Origin of the sequence: Sphingobacterium litopenaei, assembly GCF_014692495.1 — a bacterium.
In the GTDB taxonomy this organism is placed as follows: Bacteria; Bacteroidota; Bacteroidia; order Sphingobacteriales; family Sphingobacteriaceae; genus Sphingobacterium; species Sphingobacterium litopenaei.
The window spans coordinates 73,327-91,526 of record NZ_JACOIJ010000008.1 but is presented as its reverse complement, the minus strand read 5'-3'; the positions used below and the strand labels follow the sequence as shown (position 1 = coordinate 91,526).

At 36.1% G+C, this 18,200-nt stretch carries 19 protein-coding genes, 1 tRNA gene and 1 pseudogene; 15 read left to right on the top strand and 6 right to left on the bottom strand.

What is annotated here, in order from left to right; all coding sequences use genetic code 11:
* Positions 1 to 3 precede the first annotated feature (3 nt).
* The 6 genes and pseudogenes from tnpA (at position 4) to H8B04_RS06350 (ending at position 1,907) form a co-directional block, all read left to right on the top strand.
* The gene (gene tnpA, locus H8B04_RS17025) at positions 4 to 171 is read left to right on the top strand and encodes an IS66 family insertion sequence element accessory protein TnpA (protein ID WP_223815301.1); all 168 of its coding nucleotides are present in this window, start codon (positions 4 to 6) and stop codon (positions 169 to 171) included.
* Positions 172 to 287: 116 nt separating this feature from the next.
* A complete protein-coding gene (tnpB, locus tag H8B04_RS17445; RefSeq protein ID WP_190301793.1) occupies positions 288 to 560 on the top strand; it encodes an IS66 family insertion sequence element accessory protein TnpB in 273 nt (90 codons plus the stop codon).
* Positions 485 to 774 (top strand): annotated as a pseudogene (locus H8B04_RS06365) (IS66 family transposase); the annotation flags it as partial. The gene tnpB and the pseudogene H8B04_RS06365, both read left to right, overlap by 76 nt.
* A gap of 35 nt (positions 775 to 809) precedes the next feature.
* Positions 810 to 1,091, top strand: a complete 282-nt coding sequence (locus H8B04_RS06360; RefSeq protein ID WP_190301792.1) for a hypothetical protein — start codon at positions 810 to 812, stop codon at positions 1,089 to 1,091.
* A 43-nt stretch (positions 1,092 to 1,134) separates the two neighbouring features.
* A tRNA-Glu gene (locus H8B04_RS06355) sits at positions 1,135 to 1,206 on the top strand.
* A gap of 254 nt (positions 1,207 to 1,460) precedes the next feature.
* The gene (locus H8B04_RS06350; protein ID WP_317170647.1) at positions 1,461 to 1,907 is read left to right on the top strand and encodes an Arm DNA-binding domain-containing protein; all 447 of its coding nucleotides are present in this window, start codon (positions 1,461 to 1,463) and stop codon (positions 1,905 to 1,907) included.
* Between the two features lie 92 nt (positions 1,908 to 1,999).
* Here H8B04_RS06350 and H8B04_RS06345 read toward each other — a convergent pair whose 3' ends face one another.
* From H8B04_RS06345 to H8B04_RS06330, 4 genes are all read right to left on the bottom strand, one after another.
* Entirely contained in the window at positions 2,000 to 2,740 is a 741-nt protein-coding gene (locus tag H8B04_RS06345; protein WP_190301790.1) for a dienelactone hydrolase family protein, read from the bottom strand.
* A gap of 70 nt (positions 2,741 to 2,810) precedes the next feature.
* On the bottom strand, positions 2,811 to 3,713 hold the full coding sequence (gene miaA, locus H8B04_RS06340) for a tRNA (adenosine(37)-N6)-dimethylallyltransferase MiaA (RefSeq protein ID WP_317170646.1): 903 nt from the start codon (positions 3,711 to 3,713) through the stop codon (positions 2,811 to 2,813).
* Complete coding sequence (locus H8B04_RS06335) at positions 3,710 to 4,882, bottom strand: Gfo/Idh/MocA family protein (RefSeq protein ID WP_190301789.1); 1,173 nt, start codon at positions 4,880 to 4,882, stop codon at positions 3,710 to 3,712. Before H8B04_RS06335 ends, miaA begins: the two co-directional genes overlap by 4 nt.
* Positions 4,883 to 4,927: 45 nt before the next feature.
* Complete coding sequence (locus H8B04_RS06330; protein ID WP_190301788.1) at positions 4,928 to 5,671, bottom strand: hypothetical protein; 744 nt, start codon at positions 5,669 to 5,671, stop codon at positions 4,928 to 4,930.
* 78 nt (positions 5,672 to 5,749) lie between these two features.
* Here H8B04_RS06330 and def point away from each other — a divergent pair, with 78 nt between their 5' ends.
* Positions 5,750 to 6,337 (top strand): peptide deformylase, encoded by a 588-nt coding sequence (gene def, locus H8B04_RS06325; RefSeq protein ID WP_190301787.1) that lies wholly within the window; start codon positions 5,750 to 5,752, stop codon positions 6,335 to 6,337.
* 79 nt (positions 6,338 to 6,416) lie between these two features.
* Here def and H8B04_RS06320 read toward each other — a convergent pair whose 3' ends face one another.
* Both H8B04_RS06320 and H8B04_RS06315 read right to left on the bottom strand, forming a co-directional pair.
* Positions 6,417 to 7,472, bottom strand: a complete 1,056-nt coding sequence (locus H8B04_RS06320; protein ID WP_190301786.1) for a sugar phosphate isomerase/epimerase family protein — start codon at positions 7,470 to 7,472, stop codon at positions 6,417 to 6,419.
* A gap of 149 nt (positions 7,473 to 7,621) precedes the next feature.
* A complete protein-coding gene (locus H8B04_RS06315) occupies positions 7,622 to 8,842 on the bottom strand; it encodes a glycosyltransferase (RefSeq protein WP_223815300.1) in 1,221 nt (406 codons plus the stop codon).
* Between the two features lie 81 nt (positions 8,843 to 8,923).
* Here H8B04_RS06315 and H8B04_RS06310 point away from each other — a divergent pair, with 81 nt between their 5' ends.
* The 8 genes from H8B04_RS06310 (at position 8,924) to mnmG (ending at position 18,191) form a co-directional block, all read left to right on the top strand.
* A complete protein-coding gene (locus tag H8B04_RS06310; RefSeq protein WP_190301785.1) occupies positions 8,924 to 10,660 on the top strand; it encodes a GMC oxidoreductase in 1,737 nt (578 codons plus the stop codon).
* Positions 10,661 to 10,663: 3 nt separating this feature from the next.
* Positions 10,664 to 11,290 carry a gluconate 2-dehydrogenase subunit 3 family protein gene (locus tag H8B04_RS06305; protein ID WP_165291033.1) on the top strand — a complete coding sequence of 209 codons (627 nt, stop codon included), beginning with the start codon at positions 10,664 to 10,666 and terminating at the stop codon, positions 11,288 to 11,290.
* 57 nt (positions 11,291 to 11,347) lie between these two features.
* Entirely contained in the window at positions 11,348 to 11,929 is a 582-nt protein-coding gene (gene miaE / locus H8B04_RS06300; RefSeq protein ID WP_165291034.1) for a tRNA-(ms[2]io[6]A)-hydroxylase, read from the top strand.
* 117 nt (positions 11,930 to 12,046) lie between these two features.
* On the top strand, positions 12,047 to 13,081 hold the full coding sequence (locus tag H8B04_RS06295) for an Atu2307/SP_0267 family LLM class monooxygenase (protein ID WP_165291035.1): 1,035 nt from the start codon (positions 12,047 to 12,049) through the stop codon (positions 13,079 to 13,081).
* A 190-nt stretch (positions 13,082 to 13,271) separates the two neighbouring features.
* Positions 13,272 to 13,658: a Co2+/Mg2+ efflux protein ApaG gene (gene apaG, locus H8B04_RS06290; RefSeq protein WP_165291036.1), complete on the top strand. Its 387-nt coding sequence runs from the start codon at positions 13,272 to 13,274 to the stop codon at positions 13,656 to 13,658.
* Between the two features lie 85 nt (positions 13,659 to 13,743).
* Positions 13,744 to 14,409: an NAD-dependent epimerase/dehydratase family protein gene (locus H8B04_RS06285; protein WP_165291037.1), complete on the top strand. Its 666-nt coding sequence runs from the start codon at positions 13,744 to 13,746 to the stop codon at positions 14,407 to 14,409.
* Positions 14,406 to 16,271 (top strand): ABC-F family ATP-binding cassette domain-containing protein, encoded by a 1,866-nt coding sequence (locus tag H8B04_RS06280; protein ID WP_190301784.1) that lies wholly within the window; start codon positions 14,406 to 14,408, stop codon positions 16,269 to 16,271. The genes H8B04_RS06285 and H8B04_RS06280 overlap by 4 nt, the downstream gene beginning before the upstream one ends.
* 60 nt (positions 16,272 to 16,331) lie before the next feature.
* Positions 16,332 to 18,191 carry a tRNA uridine-5-carboxymethylaminomethyl(34) synthesis enzyme MnmG gene (gene mnmG / locus H8B04_RS06275; RefSeq protein WP_190301812.1) on the top strand — a complete coding sequence of 620 codons (1,860 nt, stop codon included), beginning with the start codon at positions 16,332 to 16,334 and terminating at the stop codon, positions 18,189 to 18,191.
* The last annotated feature ends 9 nt before the right edge of the window (positions 18,192 to 18,200 follow it).

Genomic DNA, 18,200 nt, shown 5'->3' with positions numbered 1-18,200 from the left:
TTTATGAGCAAAGAAGAAAAAAGGGCTGAAATGTTATCTATGATTGCAGATTGGCAGCAAAGTGGTAAAAGTAAAAAAGAATACTACCAAGAAAAGGGGATCACCGAGGCCACATTTATTATTGGTTATCTCGTAGTCAAGAAGAAAACACCTCCAATGGAAGTTTTATAGCAATAGACAAAACTGTTAAGAAAAATGATATAGAGGTCATCTATCCCAATGGAGTTCGTATAAATGCAGGTAGCGACCTGGTTCTGTTGGCCCAACTGATCCGTCTATATTAATATATGTTTTCTTTAGGATCGTCCCACAAATTCTTTCTATATGATGGCTTTTGCGACATGCGGAAGAGTTTTGAGGGCTTATGCGGCCTGGTCATCTCGGTTATGCAGCGTCAGCCCACCAGCGGTGAAGTATTTGTCTTTTTAAACCGTACCCGTACGCATATTAAACTACTTCATTGGGAACCAGGAGGATTTGTACTAGGTGGGATGCTTTGTCAGCTTATTTATACGATGGAAATCTACAAATTGATAATAATCTTTGCGAAAATGAATTGAGATGTGTACCGATGGGAAGAAAAAATTATCTCTTTGCGGGAAGCCATGAAGCGGCACAACGAACAGCTATGATTTATTCATTTTTTGCCATATGTAAGAAACATGATGTCAACCCATTTCAATGGCTGAAATATACTCTCCAGAACATAATGACCATAAACCATAAAACATTAAGGAGCTATACCCCCAGAACTATAAAAATATTATTCAATAATCAACACGTACTTCGTAGGACGGATACGCTATACATTGACAGAAAGAGATACCAAGTCAGATGATTTCAAACATTTGAAACTGGGGATTAAGAACTTTACAAATTTCATTATTGATCGTTTTTCAATAGAAGAAGTCATAACAACTTCAGCAAAAGTTGCCGATCTGACTTCATTGTTGAATAAAGAAAATCAGGAAATAGAACGGCTTAAAACTCTGTTGGAAATCAAAGATTGGATGATTGAAAATCCAAGCTACAATAAATTAAACAAGTTAAAAAAAAACCAATCCACTTATTTTTTACAAAAAAATTTGTAGTTGAAATAATAAACTTCTATATTTGCAGCACTTCAGAAATGATGGCCCGTTCGTCTAGGGGTTAGGACGCCAGATTTTCATTCTGGAAACAGGGGTTCGATTCCCCTACGGGCTACACATCAAAAAGTCAAAACATACAAAAGCCTGCAAATTAAACGTTTGCAGGCTTTTTTGTTTTTCAGTATCTACAAAACCTATAATAATTCCCAATAAAAAAGTGAGTCATTCAGTGAGTCATTTTCTCCGACATGGCTACTCACTGAAATATATTTAATATTTTGATTATCAACATATTCAAAATTTAAACATCTTGATTCGTTTTTGTTGCAAGGCTAATTTTGCATCGCTGAGATCTGTTTTTCAGTGGTGATGCAGAGCTCGCTGCAAAGGCGGCTCGGTTTGTTTCACTTAAATGATGTTGTCATGAGTACAAATTATTCCTTGCTCTTCTACTTGAAGAAACCAAAAAATTATGTTAGCGGCCTCAAACCGATCTACATGCGGATTACCGTAGATGGTATCCCAAAAGAAGTTTCCACTGGACGAGAATGCTATCCGTCCAAATGGAATTCTAAAGCCAACCGTGTGAAAGGCACAACAGAAGCTGTCAAGACCCTGAAAAGCTATCTTGATACCCTCGTAACTAAAATAAGTACGAGATGTTTAAGTCTGCGATTCACTTCCATAGAGAAGCGGACGCGTCTTGTGTTTTCATTAGATCTAGCCATTGCTGTCAGAATTATTGTTAGCGATAAACCTAAATCTGCTGGCCCTGGTAGGGTGCCAGGAGGGCATGTACTCCAGATAGCCATATAAGACGAGTTCGGAAAGGGATTTATGATAGGTAGCGATTGAACGGATCCGCGAAAAATGCATCAGCTTCCTGCGGCTATCGCATATTTCTTTATCTACTTCAACACCTCTTCCAAAAATAGCAACAAATGATTCCAAGCTCTTTTGGCCATCACTGGATTATAATCATTCGAAGCTGGATTCGTAAATGTGTGTCCACTGTTGGCATAGGTAATAATTTGATAATCCGCTTTTCCTTCTTTCATTTCTTTTTCTAGATAATCATAGTCCGCTTTGCTGACCGATTTATCTTCAGCAGGATGCTGTATCAATATTTTTGTACCAATCGGACCATTAGTTCTACCTTCCGCTTTGGAAAGGCCGCCATGAATACTTACTGCTCCTACTACATCTAATCCTCCCCTAGCGACTTCCAAAGCTCCTGTCCCTCCAAAACAATATCCGATTACAGCAATTTTGGTTGGATCGGTTCCTCCCTTCTTGAATGTCTCTAAAGCAAGATTGATTCGATGCAGATACACTTTATAATCGGATTTATACTGCCCCGCTAGCTTACCAGCCGCTGCATTATCTATAGGAATATTCCCTTCACCATAAATATCAGCAATAAATACATTGTATCCCGCTTTGTTTAATTCTACTGCAGCATCTTGGGCTTCTTGGTCAATTCCTTTCCATGCAGGAAGTATCAGTACACCAGGTTTATTAGCTCCTGATGTTATAGCTAGCCCTTTAAGCTTTTGTGCATTATCCTGATAAATCACTTCTTTAAAGGCTTGACTATACCCATAAGTTAAATTCATTAGGATGAATATTATTGTAAATAGATTTTTCATAGTTTGTTGATTAGTACTATCTAATTTACAACATCTTAAACTCAAAAATTGTTCTTTCAAAAAAGAAATTTTAATACCAATCTATCTCAATACCATCTTTTTCCATCTTTCGAAAATAGGTCATTTGTCGCTTGGCATAGCGGTGAATTTCGGTTTCTAACTTCGTGAAAAAAGCCTCGTAAGTCAGTTCTCCTTTAAGGAAGTAAGAAATGTACTTATATTCTAATCCGTAATATTCGAGCTCTTCATGCGTTATTCCCTTTTTTAACAGGTCTTCGACTTCGGCAATCATTCCTTCTTCCAAACGTTGATACAAACGGGTTGTAATACGTTGACGACGAATTTCAACAAGTGGATTTAAGCCAATAATTTTATAGCGGTAGGTCGATTTTCCTTTGAAATTGAAGTTTGGTTGACTTTCCAAATAAGTGCATATCTCAATTGCACGAATGATGCGCTTTTGAGAGGATAAATCAATACTAAAGTCTTTCGGAATAATCATTCCATCAAGAATGCGGAGAAGTTCTTCTTTATTCTTTAATTCCAACTTGGTTTTTAATTCCAAATTAATCGGAATCTGTGTATAAGGTTTGGCTTGTAATAGACTTTGAATATAAAAACCTGTTCCTCCACAAACGATTACACGCTTTCCTCGTTCAATAATATCATAATAGGCGTCATCAAAATCACGAAGAAACAAATCAATATTATACTTTTCGCCCGGATTTAGAATATCAATTAAATGATAAGGAATGTGTTGGTATTCGGACAAGTCTTTCCCCGTACCAATATTCATATGTCGATAAACCTGACGAGAGTCTGCTGAAATAATCTCAGCATTAAAATATTTAGCGAGTTCTACAGCAAGTTTGGTCTTACCGCTGGCCGTAGGGCCCAGAATAATTAATAAATCTTCAGGAAGAAAACCTTGATCTTCCTGAAGATTTGCTATAATGTTTTGAGGGTTTATCACACCTCAAATTTAGTCCATTTTTCGTTACTTTCGTTGCTTTTTACTACGGTATCAATAAATGCCATACCTCGAACACCATCTGCAACCGTTGGAAAATCCAACTGCTCAGGTGTAGGTGTTTTGCCTTCGCGTTTTGCTGAAACTGTCAAAGCAAAGTTTCTATAGATATTAGCAAATGACTCTAACAAACCTTCTGGGTGACCTGCAGGAATACGTGTATTATGTGTCGCAAAAGAACTTAAGGTATAAGGAGCAGCATAGTTGTTTCCTGTACGGTAAATTTGGCGTGGAATATCCAGCATTTTGACAATTAAGTTATTCGGATCTTCATTTGCCCATTCCAAACCACCTTTTTCTCCATATATACGTATGCGCACTGCATTCTCTTCTCCTGCGGAGATTTGTGAAGCCATCAACACTCCTTTTGCACCATCATTAAAGCGCAATAATACTGCACCATCATCGTCTAATGCACGACCTTCGACAAAGGTGGTTAAATCCGCACATACTTCTTGAATACGTAGCCCTGTAATGTGTTCTGCTAAATGCGCAGCATGAACTCCAATATCCCCCATAGCCAAGGATTTTCCTGATCGCTTTGGATCTGTACGCCAAGCAGCACCAGCATTCCCTTCACGCTCTGTCAATCTGCTCAACCAACCTTGAGGATACTCTACGACTACTTTTCTGATTTTCCCAAAATGACCTGCAGCAACCATTGCTCTGGCTTGCTTTACCATAGGATAACCTGAATACGTATGAGTTAGACATAGTGTGCGTCCCGTACGTTCCACAATATCTTGTAAAGATTTCGCTTCTTCTAATGAGAGCGTGATAGGCTTTTCAACTACTACATCAAATCCAGCTTCTAAAGCAAGTTTGGCAGGTTCATAATGTAGAAAGTTAGGTGTCACTATAGTCAAGAAATCCATGCGCTCTCCCTCTGGAAGTAACGCTTCTTTTTCAATCATAGTTTTATAATCAGGATAAATTCTGTCATCTGGGACAAATAAATCACGACCTGATTGCAACGAAACTTCTGGATTTACACTGAATGCTCCACAGACTAACTCTATTTTACCATCCATAAAGGCTGCTATACGGTGTACTGCACCGATGAAAGCGTCATGGCCTCCACCTACCATACCCATGCGTAATTTTCTTTTCATTATTATGTAGTTTATATTGACGATGTCTAAATTAGCAAAAACTTATCAGAAATAAAGTTTCAATTTTATACTGCCATTATTTTTTATAATATAGTCATAATTATTTGGAGAATCAGAATGGGTCAATCTTTTTTCTCCAAATACCTTAATATTTTGAGAAGATACTATGCCCTCTGCTTTGAATCCAATGGATTCCAATGAGGATTCTTGACTCCAATCCCGATCAGCATACGTCATAATATCATTAGGCTTAAAATCCTTTACAAAAGACTTGATCAATTTAGAAATACCCCCGATTACTAAATAGTCGGATTTATGACAAAATCGAATTAATTCAAATGAACGATACTCTTCACCAATCTCCCGCATAATCCTCCCTCCACTAAATACCGCAACACTTACCAATTCACCTTTATAGTACAAGCCATACCTATATTTTCCTGCTAAAGGAACATTGAGATGATATTCTTCCAAAAACTCTAATGCTACTTTCTTGTCAAGTCGGGCAACAACCGTTTCCCGGGCGTAAATTCTTCTTCCCTTACCCATTAATCCTGTAAGACGCTTCCAAACTTTGGTATAAGATGAATTTAAGATATCAATATCTATATGGATGATCTTTTGAATATCTTTAATGTCCAACCTTTCAGTATTTGGTAGATAAATTAGGAGTAGAAACTGCTTGGTATGGATATGAGCTATGTTATTTTCAAGGAAATAGCTTTCGAAAATACCTTCCTTTTTCAAGTCTTCAATCAATTTTTCCAGCCCCGAGAGATCCTTTACCATAGCCTTAAAAATACAAAATTATTTCGTCCCTGTCTTATTATAAATAATTGGTAACTTTGCAATCTGATAAATTTGAAGATGAAATTACCTATAGTAGCATACGGAGATCCTGTACTGAGAAAAAAAGCAGAAGAGATAGATGAGGATTATCCAAATTTGAAAGAACTGATTGACAATATGTTCGAAACAATGTACGCCGCGCGTGGTGTAGGTTTAGCAGCTCCTCAAGTAGGCCTAGCTATTCGTTTGTTCGTAGTAGATGGTTCGCCTTTCGGTGAAGATGATGAGGATGGAGAAGGTGATCCTACAGTAAAAGATTTCAAAAAAGTGTTTATCAATCCGATAATAATAGAAGAAACAGGTGATAAATGGGCTTTTAATGAAGGTTGTTTATCTATTCCTGATATTACAGAGGATGTAATGCGCCCTTCTAATGTACTCATCAATTATCTGGATGAAAATTTCGAAGAACACGAAATTGAGTTGACTGGCTTAGCAGCACGTATCGTACAACATGAATATGACCATATTGAAGGAAAATTGTTTGTAGATAAAATTGGTCCATTGAAAAAAGCCATGCTGAAAGGAAAATTGGACGCAATTTCCAAAGGCTTAATACGAGTAGGATACAAAATGAAATTCCCTTTTCAAAAGAAAGGAAGATAAAAATTAAGAGCTCCAAATGGACTGCCCCCAGAAAGTGTCTAACTTTTTGGGGGCAGTGTAAAATTGGAGCTCTTAATTTTTATAATAATCCTAAAATGTCTTTATTAAATTGGGCGTCAGTACCTGTCGATGCAAAATCATCAAAGGCTTTATCCGTAACACGTATAATGTGATCCTGAATAAACTTAGAACCTTCTGTCGCACCATCTATTTGATTTTTGATACAACATTCCCACTCCATTACTGCCCATCCATCATAACCATATTGTGTTAACTTGCTGAAAATAGTTTTAAAATCTACTTGACCATCTCCTGGAGAACGGTAACGTCCTGCACGGTTCAACCAAGATTGGTAACCTCCAAAAGTTCCTTGTCGTCCCGTAGGATTAAATTCAGAATCTTTTACATGGAATGCTTTTATACGTTCATGATAGAAATCTATATATTGAATATAATCCAACTGCTGCAAAACAAAGTGTGATGGATCGTACAATAAACAAGCTCTTGGGTGATTATTTACCTTTTCCAAAAACATTTCATAAGTCACCCCATCAAACAAATCTTCACCTGGGTGTATTTCATAACACACATCCACCCCCGCTTCATCAAAAGCATTCAAGATAGGCGTCCAACGGCGCGCCAACTCGGTAAAGGCTTCATCGACCAAACCATCTGGGCGCTGAGGCCAAGGATGAAAGTATTGCCACAATAAAGAACCACTAAAAGTTGCATGCGCAGTTAATCCTAAATTTTGAGAGGCTTTAGCAGCATAAATTAACTGCTGAGTAGCCCATTCCGTACGTGCTTTCGGATTATTTCGATATTGTTCAGGAGCAAAAGAATCAAATAATTTATCATATGCAGGATGAACTGCAACCAACTGACCTTGTAAGTGCGTTGATAGCTCAGTGATCTCCAAACCTAATTCTTGCAATTTCCCTTTGTATTCGTCTGCATACGTTTTGCTCTCTGCTACTTTTTGCAAATCAAAATATTTTGGGTCGTTAGTAGGAATTTGCAGTCCTTTAAAATTTAATGATTTAGCCCATTTGGCAATATTTTCTATGGAATTGAAAGGTTCTTCTTCGGAAACGAATTGCGCGATAAAAATACCTGGGCCTTTTATTGTTTTCATAATTCTCAGTTTAATCTTATTTAATATAGTACTTCTAAGAAATTAAAAATAAGGCAAAATTTGTTGGTATAAAAATTGTTTATACCGAGAATGGTAAAATTCTATTTTTTTTTACCATCTATTCTATCACTTGGGCACACTAAAAAATATTAGTGTGCTTTTTTATTTTTCTCTTCAATCCACAGCGACATGTATTTTGTAGCGTTGACCTGCTGTTGTAGTAGAATTTCTCCGAAAAAATTCTTCTTGCGCAGTTTATCAAGATTATTCACATAATCTTTTACTAGCGCTAGCATATGAGCAGTATAGGAATTATCTGCTACTGTTTCATTAAAGAGTTCAAAGCCCATTTGCTGTTTAGCAGACCATATCGCTTCATCGGAATAAAGCAGAACCGCTTTTTCTATAAAAACTTCTTTATCATCCTCTATAAAACCATTCCAATATTCTACAGTCATTGACTCCGCTCCTATCGATGTAGTGATTGAGGGCGTACCTGCTGCCATTGCATCCACAAATTTGCCTTTTGCTCCGGCACCAAAAGGAATAGGAGCCATCAAAACTCTATATGTACTTAATGTGTTACGGGCATCTTCTGCCCTTCCTTTGATATAAAATCGTTCTTTAGGATTGTTTAATTGCAATACTTTTTCAGAAGCATAAGCACCATAAATGTGTAATTCTGCAGTAGGACATTTTTTGCGAAGAATGGGCCATATCTCTTTCTTTAAAACCTCTACTGTTCTGAAGTTTGGTTCATGTATAAAGTTACCTATGAACATAAAATTAAGTCGCTCATCATAGGTAGGTAATTGATTTATATGTTCTTCCGTCAATATTTCTTCTTGAAAAGGTAAATAAAAAAGCTTTTCCAAAGGGATATTAAATTGAGAACTCAATAAATCCATTTCGGTTTGGGAAATAATAACAGAAAGATCCGAACGTAGTATAGAAGCTAACTCTCTTTTTGCAGTTTGAGAATAATAATCAATAGACGTTTTTTTCTTATAGGCATCCTGTCTGGCTAACCGAACAAAATGCAAATCTTCAGTGTCCAAAATCCGTAAAGCATTTGGACAATTTTCAGCCACTCGCCATCCATATTGCTCTTCCACCATGAAGCGATCGAAGACCACAATTTCAGGTAATAAATTTTTTACAAATTCATCAAAAGACGAATCATTCAAAAATATACTGTTTTCTTGCACACCAAATTCTCTCAAGTCAGCACTGTATATTGACTTAGAAGCAGCGGAAACAAAGAAAACTTGTCCCAACGTGCTAAAACATTTTATCAAGTTCAAAATCCGCCATCCGGCTGCTGAAGAACTTGGCTCTGGCCATACCAATCCTATGAATAAAATTTTCAAAATCCCGCGTCTAGTTTATATTTTTTTTTCTATATCTTTAATCTATATCTACAAAAGTATAACATTTATAAACCGAAAGTAATGCCTACTTTTCAAATTAAAGAAGAATCTACAGTTTATGATGCCATCGTTGTTGGGTCTGGTGCTGGAGGAGGAATGGCGGGGTACATTTTAGCCAATGCTGGCCTTAAAGTTTTAATGCTAGAAGCCGGTCCATTTTTTGATCCTGCAAAAGATGCTTTACAACTACGCTGGCCTTGGGAATCACCAAGACGAGGTGCGAGCACGACAAGACCCTTTGGTGATTTTGATGCGGCCTTTGGTGGTTGGCAAATTGAAGGTGAACCCTATAGTGTCGAGAAAGGAACCGAATTCGAATGGTTCAGAGCACGTATGCTGGGGGGAAGAACGAACCACTGGGGAAGGATTTCTTTACGTATGGGTCCCGATGATTTCAAACCTAAAGATGCTATTACAGACGAATGGCCAATCACTTATGACGAAGTAAAACCTTTTTACGATCGTGTGGACCGAATGATTGGTATATATGGTACAGTTGAAAATTTACATAACGAACCTGATGGGATTTTTTTAAAACCACCTAAGCCACGCCTTAATGAACATTATATTATGCGTGGAGCAAAAAAATCAGGCGTAACTATCATTCCAGGACGTGGATCTGTATTAACCGAAGCGCTTCCAGGAAATAAAGATCGTGGAACTTGCTTTTACTGTGGTCAATGTGGTCGTTCCTGCAAAGTCTATGGGGATTTTTCATCTTCATCTTGTTTGGTCATTCCGGCTATGAAAACAGGCAACCTCACGGTCATCGACAATGCAATGGTACGTGAAGTATTGAGCAATGAAGAAGGTTTAGCGACTGGCGTATCTTATGTCAACACGAAAGACATGAAAGAATATGCTGTCAAAGGTAAAACAATTATTCTAGGCGCTTCAGCCTGTGAAAGTGCACGATTAATGTTAAACTCTAAATCTAAATCACATCCTGGAGGTATTGGAAACTCATCTGGATTGGTAGGAAAATACTTGCACGATTCCACTGGTGCTTCTATAAGCGGCTTCTTACCACAATTAATGGATCGTACGCGATACAATGAGGATGGCGTGGGCTCTGTTCACATCTATTCTCCCTGGTGGTTAGGTGACAAAAAATTAGATTTTGCGAGAGGATATCACATTGAATACGGAGGCGGTATGCATATGCCTTCTTATGGAACTTTTCATGGTATTCAAAACTACAACCACCTGGCTCCTCGCACAGATGGATTACCTCAAGAAGCTGGAGGTTACGGTGCGGCACTAAAAAAAGATTATTATAGATTCTATGGTTCTCGCGTAGGTATGGCGGGGCGAGGCACTGCTATAGCACGCAAAGAGAATTATTGTGAAATAGATCCTAATAGAGTAGACAAATTTGGTATCCCTGTATTAAAATTCAACTATAAATGGTCTAATGAAGAAATAAAACAAGCCAAACACATGATTGATACATTCCAAGAGATCATGCATAATATGGGGGCAGTTATCACTTCCAATATTCCTGGCGAAGAACAATTGTATGGATTAGAGGCTCCAGGAAAAATTATTCATGAAGGTGGTACTACCAGAATGGGAAATGACCCCAAAACTTCAGTTTTGAATAAATGGGGTCAAGCGCATGATTGTAAAAATCTTTATGTGGTAGATGCAGGGCCTTTTGTACAGCAAGGAGATAAAAACTTGACTTGGACTATACTTGCATTATCTATGCGTACAGCAGAATATATTCTTCAAGAGAAAAATAAATTAAATAGCTAAATCATGAACAGAAGAGATTCCCTAAAAGCATTAGGATTAATAGCCGCTGGTTCTGCAGCTATTTTGACCACTGATTCCTGCGACTCTCCTTCAAAAAATGCAACAGCAACGACTGAAGGAGATAGATTACCAGGGATTCAGGATTATGAGTATGAACGTACTCAAAAACTTTTAAGTGAGAAATATTTCGATGAACACGAAATGGCAACTATAGCCGTTTTAGCGGATTTAATCCTGCCAAAAGACGAGAATTCTCCTTCGGCAACGGAGGTTGGCGTTCCTGACTTTATAGAATTTATTGTTAAAGATATACCAAGCCATCAATTACCTATGCGTGGTGGATTAAAATGGTTGGATATCTATGCGCAAAAGAAGTTTGGTAATACTTTCATAGAATTAAAAGTGGAAAATCAGACTTCTATCTTGGATGAAATAGCTTATCCGTCTAAAGCAAAACCCGAAGTTTCACAAGGTGTAAGCTTTTTTAACCTGATGCGTGATTTAACGTCTTCAGGATATTTCACTACCAAAGAAGGAATTGCTTACCTAGGTTATGTTGGTAATAGACCTGGCGTATGGAATGGTGTTCCTGAGGAGGTGTTAAAAGCCCACGGTTTTGATGAGGTATAAAGAATTGTATTGTAATAAGATTTTGTAATTTTGCAATTCACAAACTTTATATAGCATATGTTAGGTTTAAAATTGCTGACTGATCCGCGTTGGGCTAATATTGCAGAATCCAATTTAGAAGAAATTCTTACGGATCACGCATGGTGCGAACAAAAAGCCGCGTCTAATGCGATAACACTTATCACGCAAAATCCTGAATTGGAAGATTTAGTACATGAATTGACAGCTATTGCCATAGAAGAAATGGAACATTTCAAAATGGTAATAGAAATAATCAAACAAAGAGGATACACTTTAGGCCGTGAACGAAAAGATGATTATGTAGGTCAGCTAATGAAATTTTCGAAGAAAGATGGTTCACGCAATCAAGCTTTCATAGACAGATTACTCTTTGCTGCTATGATCGAAGCGCGTAGTTGCGAACGCTTCAGAGTTTTAAGCAAAAACATAAAAGATGAAGAATTAGCAAAATTCTATTATGATCTTATGGTTTCTGAAGCGAACCACTACACGACATTTTTAAATTTTGCAAGAAAATATACCGTTGATGTGGACGTAGATAAGCGTTGGCAAGAATGGTTAGATTTCGAAGGACAATTAATACAGTCCTACGGAACGAAGGAATATATACATGGTTGATTTTTTAAGTTGGCACCAATTATTTTGGTGCCTTTTTTATCTTAATTTATTAATCTAGATTAAGAATATCCCTCCCATTATAGCTTATTTTTGTTTCAATAAGAAAGGAGAACTAATATGTTAGAATTAGGTGTTGGAATGTTTGGCGATTTACAAATCGATTCAATCACAGGAAAAATCCAACCTGCCCAACAAAGATTGCAAGAAATCATCGAAGAAGTAAAGCTAATGGATGAAGTTGGCTTGGATTTCTTTGGAATGGGCGAACATCATCGTGAAGATTATGCTGTAGCCTCTCCTGAAATTATTTTAGCGGCTGCTGCTTCTGTGACTAAAAATATAAAACTAGGTTCTGCTGTATCAGTTATTAGCTCTACAGATCCAGTTAAATTATATAAAGACTTTGCTACAGTTGACTTAATTTCTGGTGGCAGAGCAGAAATAATGGCAGGAAGAGGTTCTTTTATTGAGTCATTCCCTGTTTTTGGATATGATTTGAAAGATTATAGTGAGCTTTTTGAAGAAAAATTAGATCTATTGCTAAAGCTAAGATCGAATCCTACTATTAATTGGACGGGTAAATTTAGAAAATCATTGATCAATCAAGATATCTTTCCTCGAGCCACTGAAAATGGTCTACCTATTTGGATAGCGGTTGGAGGAACTACTTCCTCTGTTATTCGAGCAGGAAGATTAGGTTTGCCGGTTATGTTTGCCATTATTGGAGGTGCTTGGGAGCAATTCCAGCCTTTATTTGAAATGTACAAACAAGCATACGAAGATAATGGTCATGATATGAATAAATTCCAAGTAGGCGTTCATATGCATTCTTTCTTTGGAGAGGATAGCAAATCCATTGCAGATAGCTACTATCCTATTTATTCTGCACAAATGAATAGAATTGGAGGTTCGAGAGGGTGGCCTCCTTACCAACGGTCACAATATGATTTTGGTCGCTCATCTTTAGGTCATTTGATAGTAAGTGATGCAAATCAAGCAATAGATAAGATTTTGGCTATACAAGAAAAATTGGGTTTAACACGATTCTCCGCACACATGGATGTAGGAAGCCCGGATCATAGAGATATGATGAAATCTATCGAAATTTTCGGAACGAAAATAGCTCCAAAAGTTAGAGAAGCAACACAATAAGAAAGCTTATAATACTAAAAGCTACCATCTTCAAATGGTAGCTTTTTTTGTGGAAAGAATATTATCTAGATTATGCAACAGTTCTTATTTTAAATTCTATCAATTCTTTCACAGTAATTAGAAGCTTCTTTACTAGCTAAATAAATATTATGAAAATAAAATACTAGTTCTTAACTTTGAGACAATTACTATGATTACTCAGTTCACATCAGGCGTAAGTATTTCAGTAGAATGCGAGTATCAACCCGAATACTCTAACCCTGAAAATATGCACTATATGTTTGCATACAGGATTACTATTGAAAACACCTCACAATACACTATTCAATTAATGAATAGACATTGGGATATTTTCGATTCCATGGGTGAAAGGAATGAAGTAGATGGTGAAGGTGTAGTAGGCAAACAACCAATTCTAGAACCTGGCGAAATCCATCAATATGTATCAGGGTGTAATCTTAAAAGTGAAATAGGTTATATGCAAGGATTCTACACTATGAGAAGGACTGCAGACAACCATTTATTCGAAGTAAATATTCCTCGTTTTAATCTTATTGCCTCTTTCAAATTAAATTAACACTAATTTGTCATAAACAAAGATCATATTATAGTTTTTTAACATACAAAAACGAATTAATACGTATTTTTGTATCTGCATTATTATGCCTGATACTAAGTACATAGCAATGGTTTTGGGGGCTTCTGGTTTGATTGGATCAGAGACGGTGAATTTATTATTAAATAATAATAATTATAAGACCGTATATGCTATTTCGAGAAAGGGAATAGCTATTGACCATCCCAAATTAAATCAAATTCTAGCGGATTCGGACAGCATAGCTACTAAAATAGCCGATCTTCAAATTGATCATTTCTTCAGTTGTATTGGTACTACAGCAAACAAAACTCCAGACAAAAAAGAGTATTATGCTATAGATTTAGAATATCCTATGCGAGTAGCGAATATCTTACATCACAATGGTTGTGAGATAATGTGTCTTGTAAGTAGCATAGGAGCGAATTCTTCATCCAATAATTTTTATTTAAAACTAAAGGGAGATACGGAAGAAGCCATTCAAACTATAGGTTTTAAATCTTTACATATTTTTAGACCTTCACTCCTATTGGGTGAAAGAAAAGAATTCAGACTATTGGAAAGTATTTCACAAATAATCTATCCTATTTTTAATTGGATTCTTGTAGGTAAATTGAAAGATTACCGCAGTATACATGCAAAAGATATAGCTTCCGCGATGATCAATGTTTCATTAACGGCTCAAAACGGTACACATATATACCAAACACAACTTATAAAAGAACTAGCGTGAGTATTATTAGCACAGAACAATTAGGACATTCATTTAACGATCGTTGGCTTTTTAAAGACCTGCATTTTGGTTTGCAAAAAGGCGATAGAGTAGCTTTAGTAGGTATAAATGGTACCGGAAAATCCACTTTACTTAAAATATTAGCGGAAGTTTTTCCTCCGCAAACTGGTAAAGTAGTAAAAGAAAAAGGTCTACGCATTGGGTACTTGTCTCAAGAACCTAATTTCACAGGACTCACTACTATCAACGATTTTATTTATTCAACAGATAACGAACAACAGCAGCTTATCAAGGAATATGAAGCATTATTGGAAGCAGACGACATTGATTCTAATAAGCTTGCTCTGATATCAGATAAACTTACAGCATTAGACGCTTGGGAATACGAGCATAATATCAAGACTATTTTAAATAGATTGCAGATTTCAAATTTTGATCAAAACATCAATAGCCTTTCTGGTGGTCAGAAAAAAAGGCTTTCATTAGCCAAGCTATTAATAGATGAACCTGATGTTTATATATTAGATGAGCCAACTAACCATTTGGATATTGAAACGATAGAATGGTTAGAAAAACTATTGACAATAGGTCAAAAAACGGTATTGATAGTATCTCACGATAGATATTTTTTGGATAATGTATGTACGCAGATTAGGGAATTAGACAAAGGAGAGTTACATACATACAATGGAAATTATGGATATTTTCTAGAGAAAAAAGCAGAACGCGAATACAATGATGTATTAGCAGCGGAAAAAGCAAGAAACCTTTTACGTAAGGAATTGGAATGGATGCGGAGACAACCTCAAGCAAGAGGCACTAAATCCAAAGCTAGAATTGACTCTTTTTACGATTTAGAAGAAAAGTCAAAAGGTCCTCGTGCTCAAGATAAGGTACAATTAAGTGTAAAAGTATCACGCCAAGGTTCCAAGATTCTTGAATTAGATAACGTTTCTAAATCTTTTGGCAACAAATCTATAATAGAAAACTTTTCTTATGTATTCAAAAAAGGAGATAGAATAGGTTTATCTGGAAGAAATGGATCGGGTAAAAGTACATTCTTAAATCTAATTACAAATGAAATAACTCCCGATAAAGGTACTATTGCCATCGGAGAAACAACAAAATATGGCTATTATAAACAAGGTGGTCTTCACTTTAAAGAAGATGAACGTGTAATTGATGTTGTCAAGAATGTAGCTGACTATATACAAATGGCAAATGGTGATACACTAACTGCATCCCAATTGCTTACTTTATTTTTATTTCCACCAGAAAAGCAACATGGATTTGTTAATAAACTTAGCGGTGGAGAAAAGAAGAGATTACAGTTAATGCGGGTTCTTATGTCTAATCCCAATTTCCTAATTTTGGATGAGCCATCAAATGATTTGGATATTGATACATTAAATGTATTAGAGGATTTCCTACTCTCCTATTCCGGTGTATTAATTTTAGTTTCTCACGATAGATATTTAATAGACAAATTAACGGAGCAACTTTTTATTTTTGATGGAACAGGAACTGTAACATTATACAATGGTAATTATGCTGATTTCAAATTCGAACAAGAATTAAAAATTAAAGAAGAAAAATTAGCAGAAAAAAAAGCTAAAGAAGAAAAAGTAGTTGTTACATTAGAAATACCAAAAAAGAAATTAAGCTATAAAGAACAAAGAGAATATGAACAACTCGAAAATGAAATTGAAGAAATTGAAGAGTTGATAAAAACAAAAACTATTAAATTAAATGCTACTACTGATCATATTGCTTTAACTGATTTATCAAAAGAAATAGAAAACTTACAAAAGAAGCTAGATCAAAAGTCTGAACGTTGGTTAGAATTAGCTGAATTTATATAAACGTTTCACGTGAAACATCAAGTAAAAAACAGGGTTCCACGTGAAACAAAGAAAAAGAATATGTTTAATAAATATAATGTAATTGTTGTAGGTGCTGGGCATGCGGGCTGTGAAGCTGCTGCTGCTGCTGCAAATTTAGGATCATCTACTCTTCTTATTACAATGAACATGGGCGTAATTGCGCAAATGAGTTGTAATCCAGCTGTTGGTGGTGTCGCCAAAGGTCAAATTGTAAGAGAGATTGATGCAATGGGGGGATATACTGGAATTATTGCAGACAAATCTACCATCCAGTTTAGAATGCTTAATAAATCAAAAGGTCCTGCCATGTGGAGTCCTCGTACTCAAAATGACAGAATGCGTTTTGCTGAAGAATGGAGACTACAATTAGAAGCGCTACCAAATTTGGACATTTGGCAAGATACAGTAAAGGAAATAATAGTTGAAGGTAATACAGCAAAAGGTGTTGTAACATCATTAGGAATAAGAATAGAAGCTGACGCTGTAGTTTTAACAAATGGAACTTTTTTAAACGGTATAATTCATATTGGAGAAAAGAAATTCGGGGGCGGTCGTACTGGTGAAAAATCAGCAACAGGTTTGACTGAACAATTAGTCTCATTAGGATTTGAAGCCGGCCGTATGAAAACAGGTACCCCACCACGCATTGATGGACGAAGCTTAAATTACTCCGTTATGGAAGAACAATGGGGCGATGAAGAGAGAGGAAGATTTTCACATACTGATGTTGATCTTCCAACGGAACAAAGATGTTGTTGGATTACTTATACAAATAATAAAGTCCATGAGATTTTAAAAACTGGTTTTGAGAAATCTCCTATGTTCACCGGACGTATTAAAGGTTTAGGTCCTCGTTATTGTCCGTCAATTGAAGATAAAATAAACAGATTTGCTGAAAGAGATAGACATCAAATTTTTGTAGAACCCGAAGGATTTAAAACAGTCGAGATTTATGTCAATGGTTTCTCTACATCTCTTCCCGAAGAGGTACAACAAAAAGCTCTACGATTAATTCCTGGCTTTGAAAATGCAAAAATGTATAGACCCGGATATGCTATCGAATATGATTACTTCCCTCCTATGCAACTGGATTTGACATTAGAAACTCAGCGTGTAAAAAATCTATTTTTTGCAGGTCAAATAAACGGAACTACAGGTTATGAAGAAGCAGCAGCACAAGGATTTGTGGCTGGTGTTAATGCTCATCAAAAAACTAGAGATTTACATGAGCTTATTTTAAAACGTTCTGAATCTTATATCGGTGTTTTGATTGATGACTTAGTAACTAAAGGTACGGAAGAACCTTACCGTATGTTTACTTCACGTGCTGAACATAGATTGTTACTTCGTCAAGATAATGCTGATATTCGTCTTACACCTTTAGCACATAAACTGGGATTAGTATCCGATGAAAGATTAGATAAGGTAAATAAAAAGGTAAAAGATTCAGAAGATTTAGTTCAATATATGAAAGATAACTCTGTTGAACCTAATACGATGAATCCTATATTATCTGAAGTAGGCTCAAGTGAATTGACACAAAAGTCAAGATTATATGCTGTGTTAAGTAGACCACATATCAACATTCAACATTTAGCCAAAGCTGACGAAGCATTCAAAGATACCTTGGACCAATTCGATCAAGAAACTATTGAACAAGCAGAGATAAAAGTGAAGTACGATAGCTATTTCGAAAAAGAAATGGAAATAGTGAATAAAATGAAAAAAATGGAAGATAAGGAAATCAATCCTGATTTTGACTACCGTTCATTAACTTCACTTTCAATCGAAGCAAGAGAAAAACTATTAAAAGTAAAACCACGTACATTAGGTCAAGCATCTAGAATATCAGGGGTATCACCTTCTGATATTAGTGTTCTAATGGTACATATGAATTAAAATCATAAA

Excerpts from the sequence above, each read along its gene's own strand:
- tnpA (WP_223815301.1), top strand. The coding sequence starts at position 4 with ATGAGCAAAGAAGAAAAAAGGGCTGAAATGTTATCTATGATTGCAGAT.
- tnpB (WP_190301793.1), top strand. The coding sequence starts at position 288 with ATGTTTTCTTTAGGATCGTCCCACAAATTCTTTCTATATGATGGCTTT.
- H8B04_RS06350 (WP_317170647.1), top strand. The coding sequence starts at position 1,461 with ATGCAGAGCTCGCTGCAAAGGCGGCTCGGTTTGTTTCACTTAAATGAT.
- H8B04_RS06345 (WP_190301790.1), bottom strand. The coding sequence starts at position 2,740 with ATGAAAAATCTATTTACAATAATATTCATCCTAATGAATTTAACTTAT.
- H8B04_RS06335 (WP_190301789.1), bottom strand. The coding sequence starts at position 4,882 with ATGAAAAGAAAATTACGCATGGGTATGGTAGGTGGAGGCCATGACGCT.
- H8B04_RS06330 (WP_190301788.1), bottom strand. The coding sequence starts at position 5,671 with ATGGTAAAGGATCTCTCGGGGCTGGAAAAATTGATTGAAGACTTGAAA.
- def (WP_190301787.1), top strand. The coding sequence starts at position 5,750 with ATGAAATTACCTATAGTAGCATACGGAGATCCTGTACTGAGAAAAAAA.
- H8B04_RS06320 (WP_190301786.1), bottom strand. The coding sequence starts at position 7,472 with ATGAAAACAATAAAAGGCCCAGGTATTTTTATCGCGCAATTCGTTTCC.
- H8B04_RS06310 (WP_190301785.1), top strand. The coding sequence starts at position 8,924 with ATGCCTACTTTTCAAATTAAAGAAGAATCTACAGTTTATGATGCCATC.
- H8B04_RS06305 (WP_165291033.1), top strand. The coding sequence starts at position 10,664 with ATGAACAGAAGAGATTCCCTAAAAGCATTAGGATTAATAGCCGCTGGT.
- miaE (WP_165291034.1), top strand. The coding sequence starts at position 11,348 with ATGTTAGGTTTAAAATTGCTGACTGATCCGCGTTGGGCTAATATTGCA.
- H8B04_RS06295 (WP_165291035.1), top strand. The coding sequence starts at position 12,047 with ATGTTAGAATTAGGTGTTGGAATGTTTGGCGATTTACAAATCGATTCA.
- apaG (WP_165291036.1), top strand. The coding sequence starts at position 13,272 with ATGATTACTCAGTTCACATCAGGCGTAAGTATTTCAGTAGAATGCGAG.
- H8B04_RS06285 (WP_165291037.1), top strand. The coding sequence starts at position 13,744 with ATGCCTGATACTAAGTACATAGCAATGGTTTTGGGGGCTTCTGGTTTG.
- mnmG (WP_190301812.1), top strand. The coding sequence starts at position 16,332 with ATGTTTAATAAATATAATGTAATTGTTGTAGGTGCTGGGCATGCGGGC.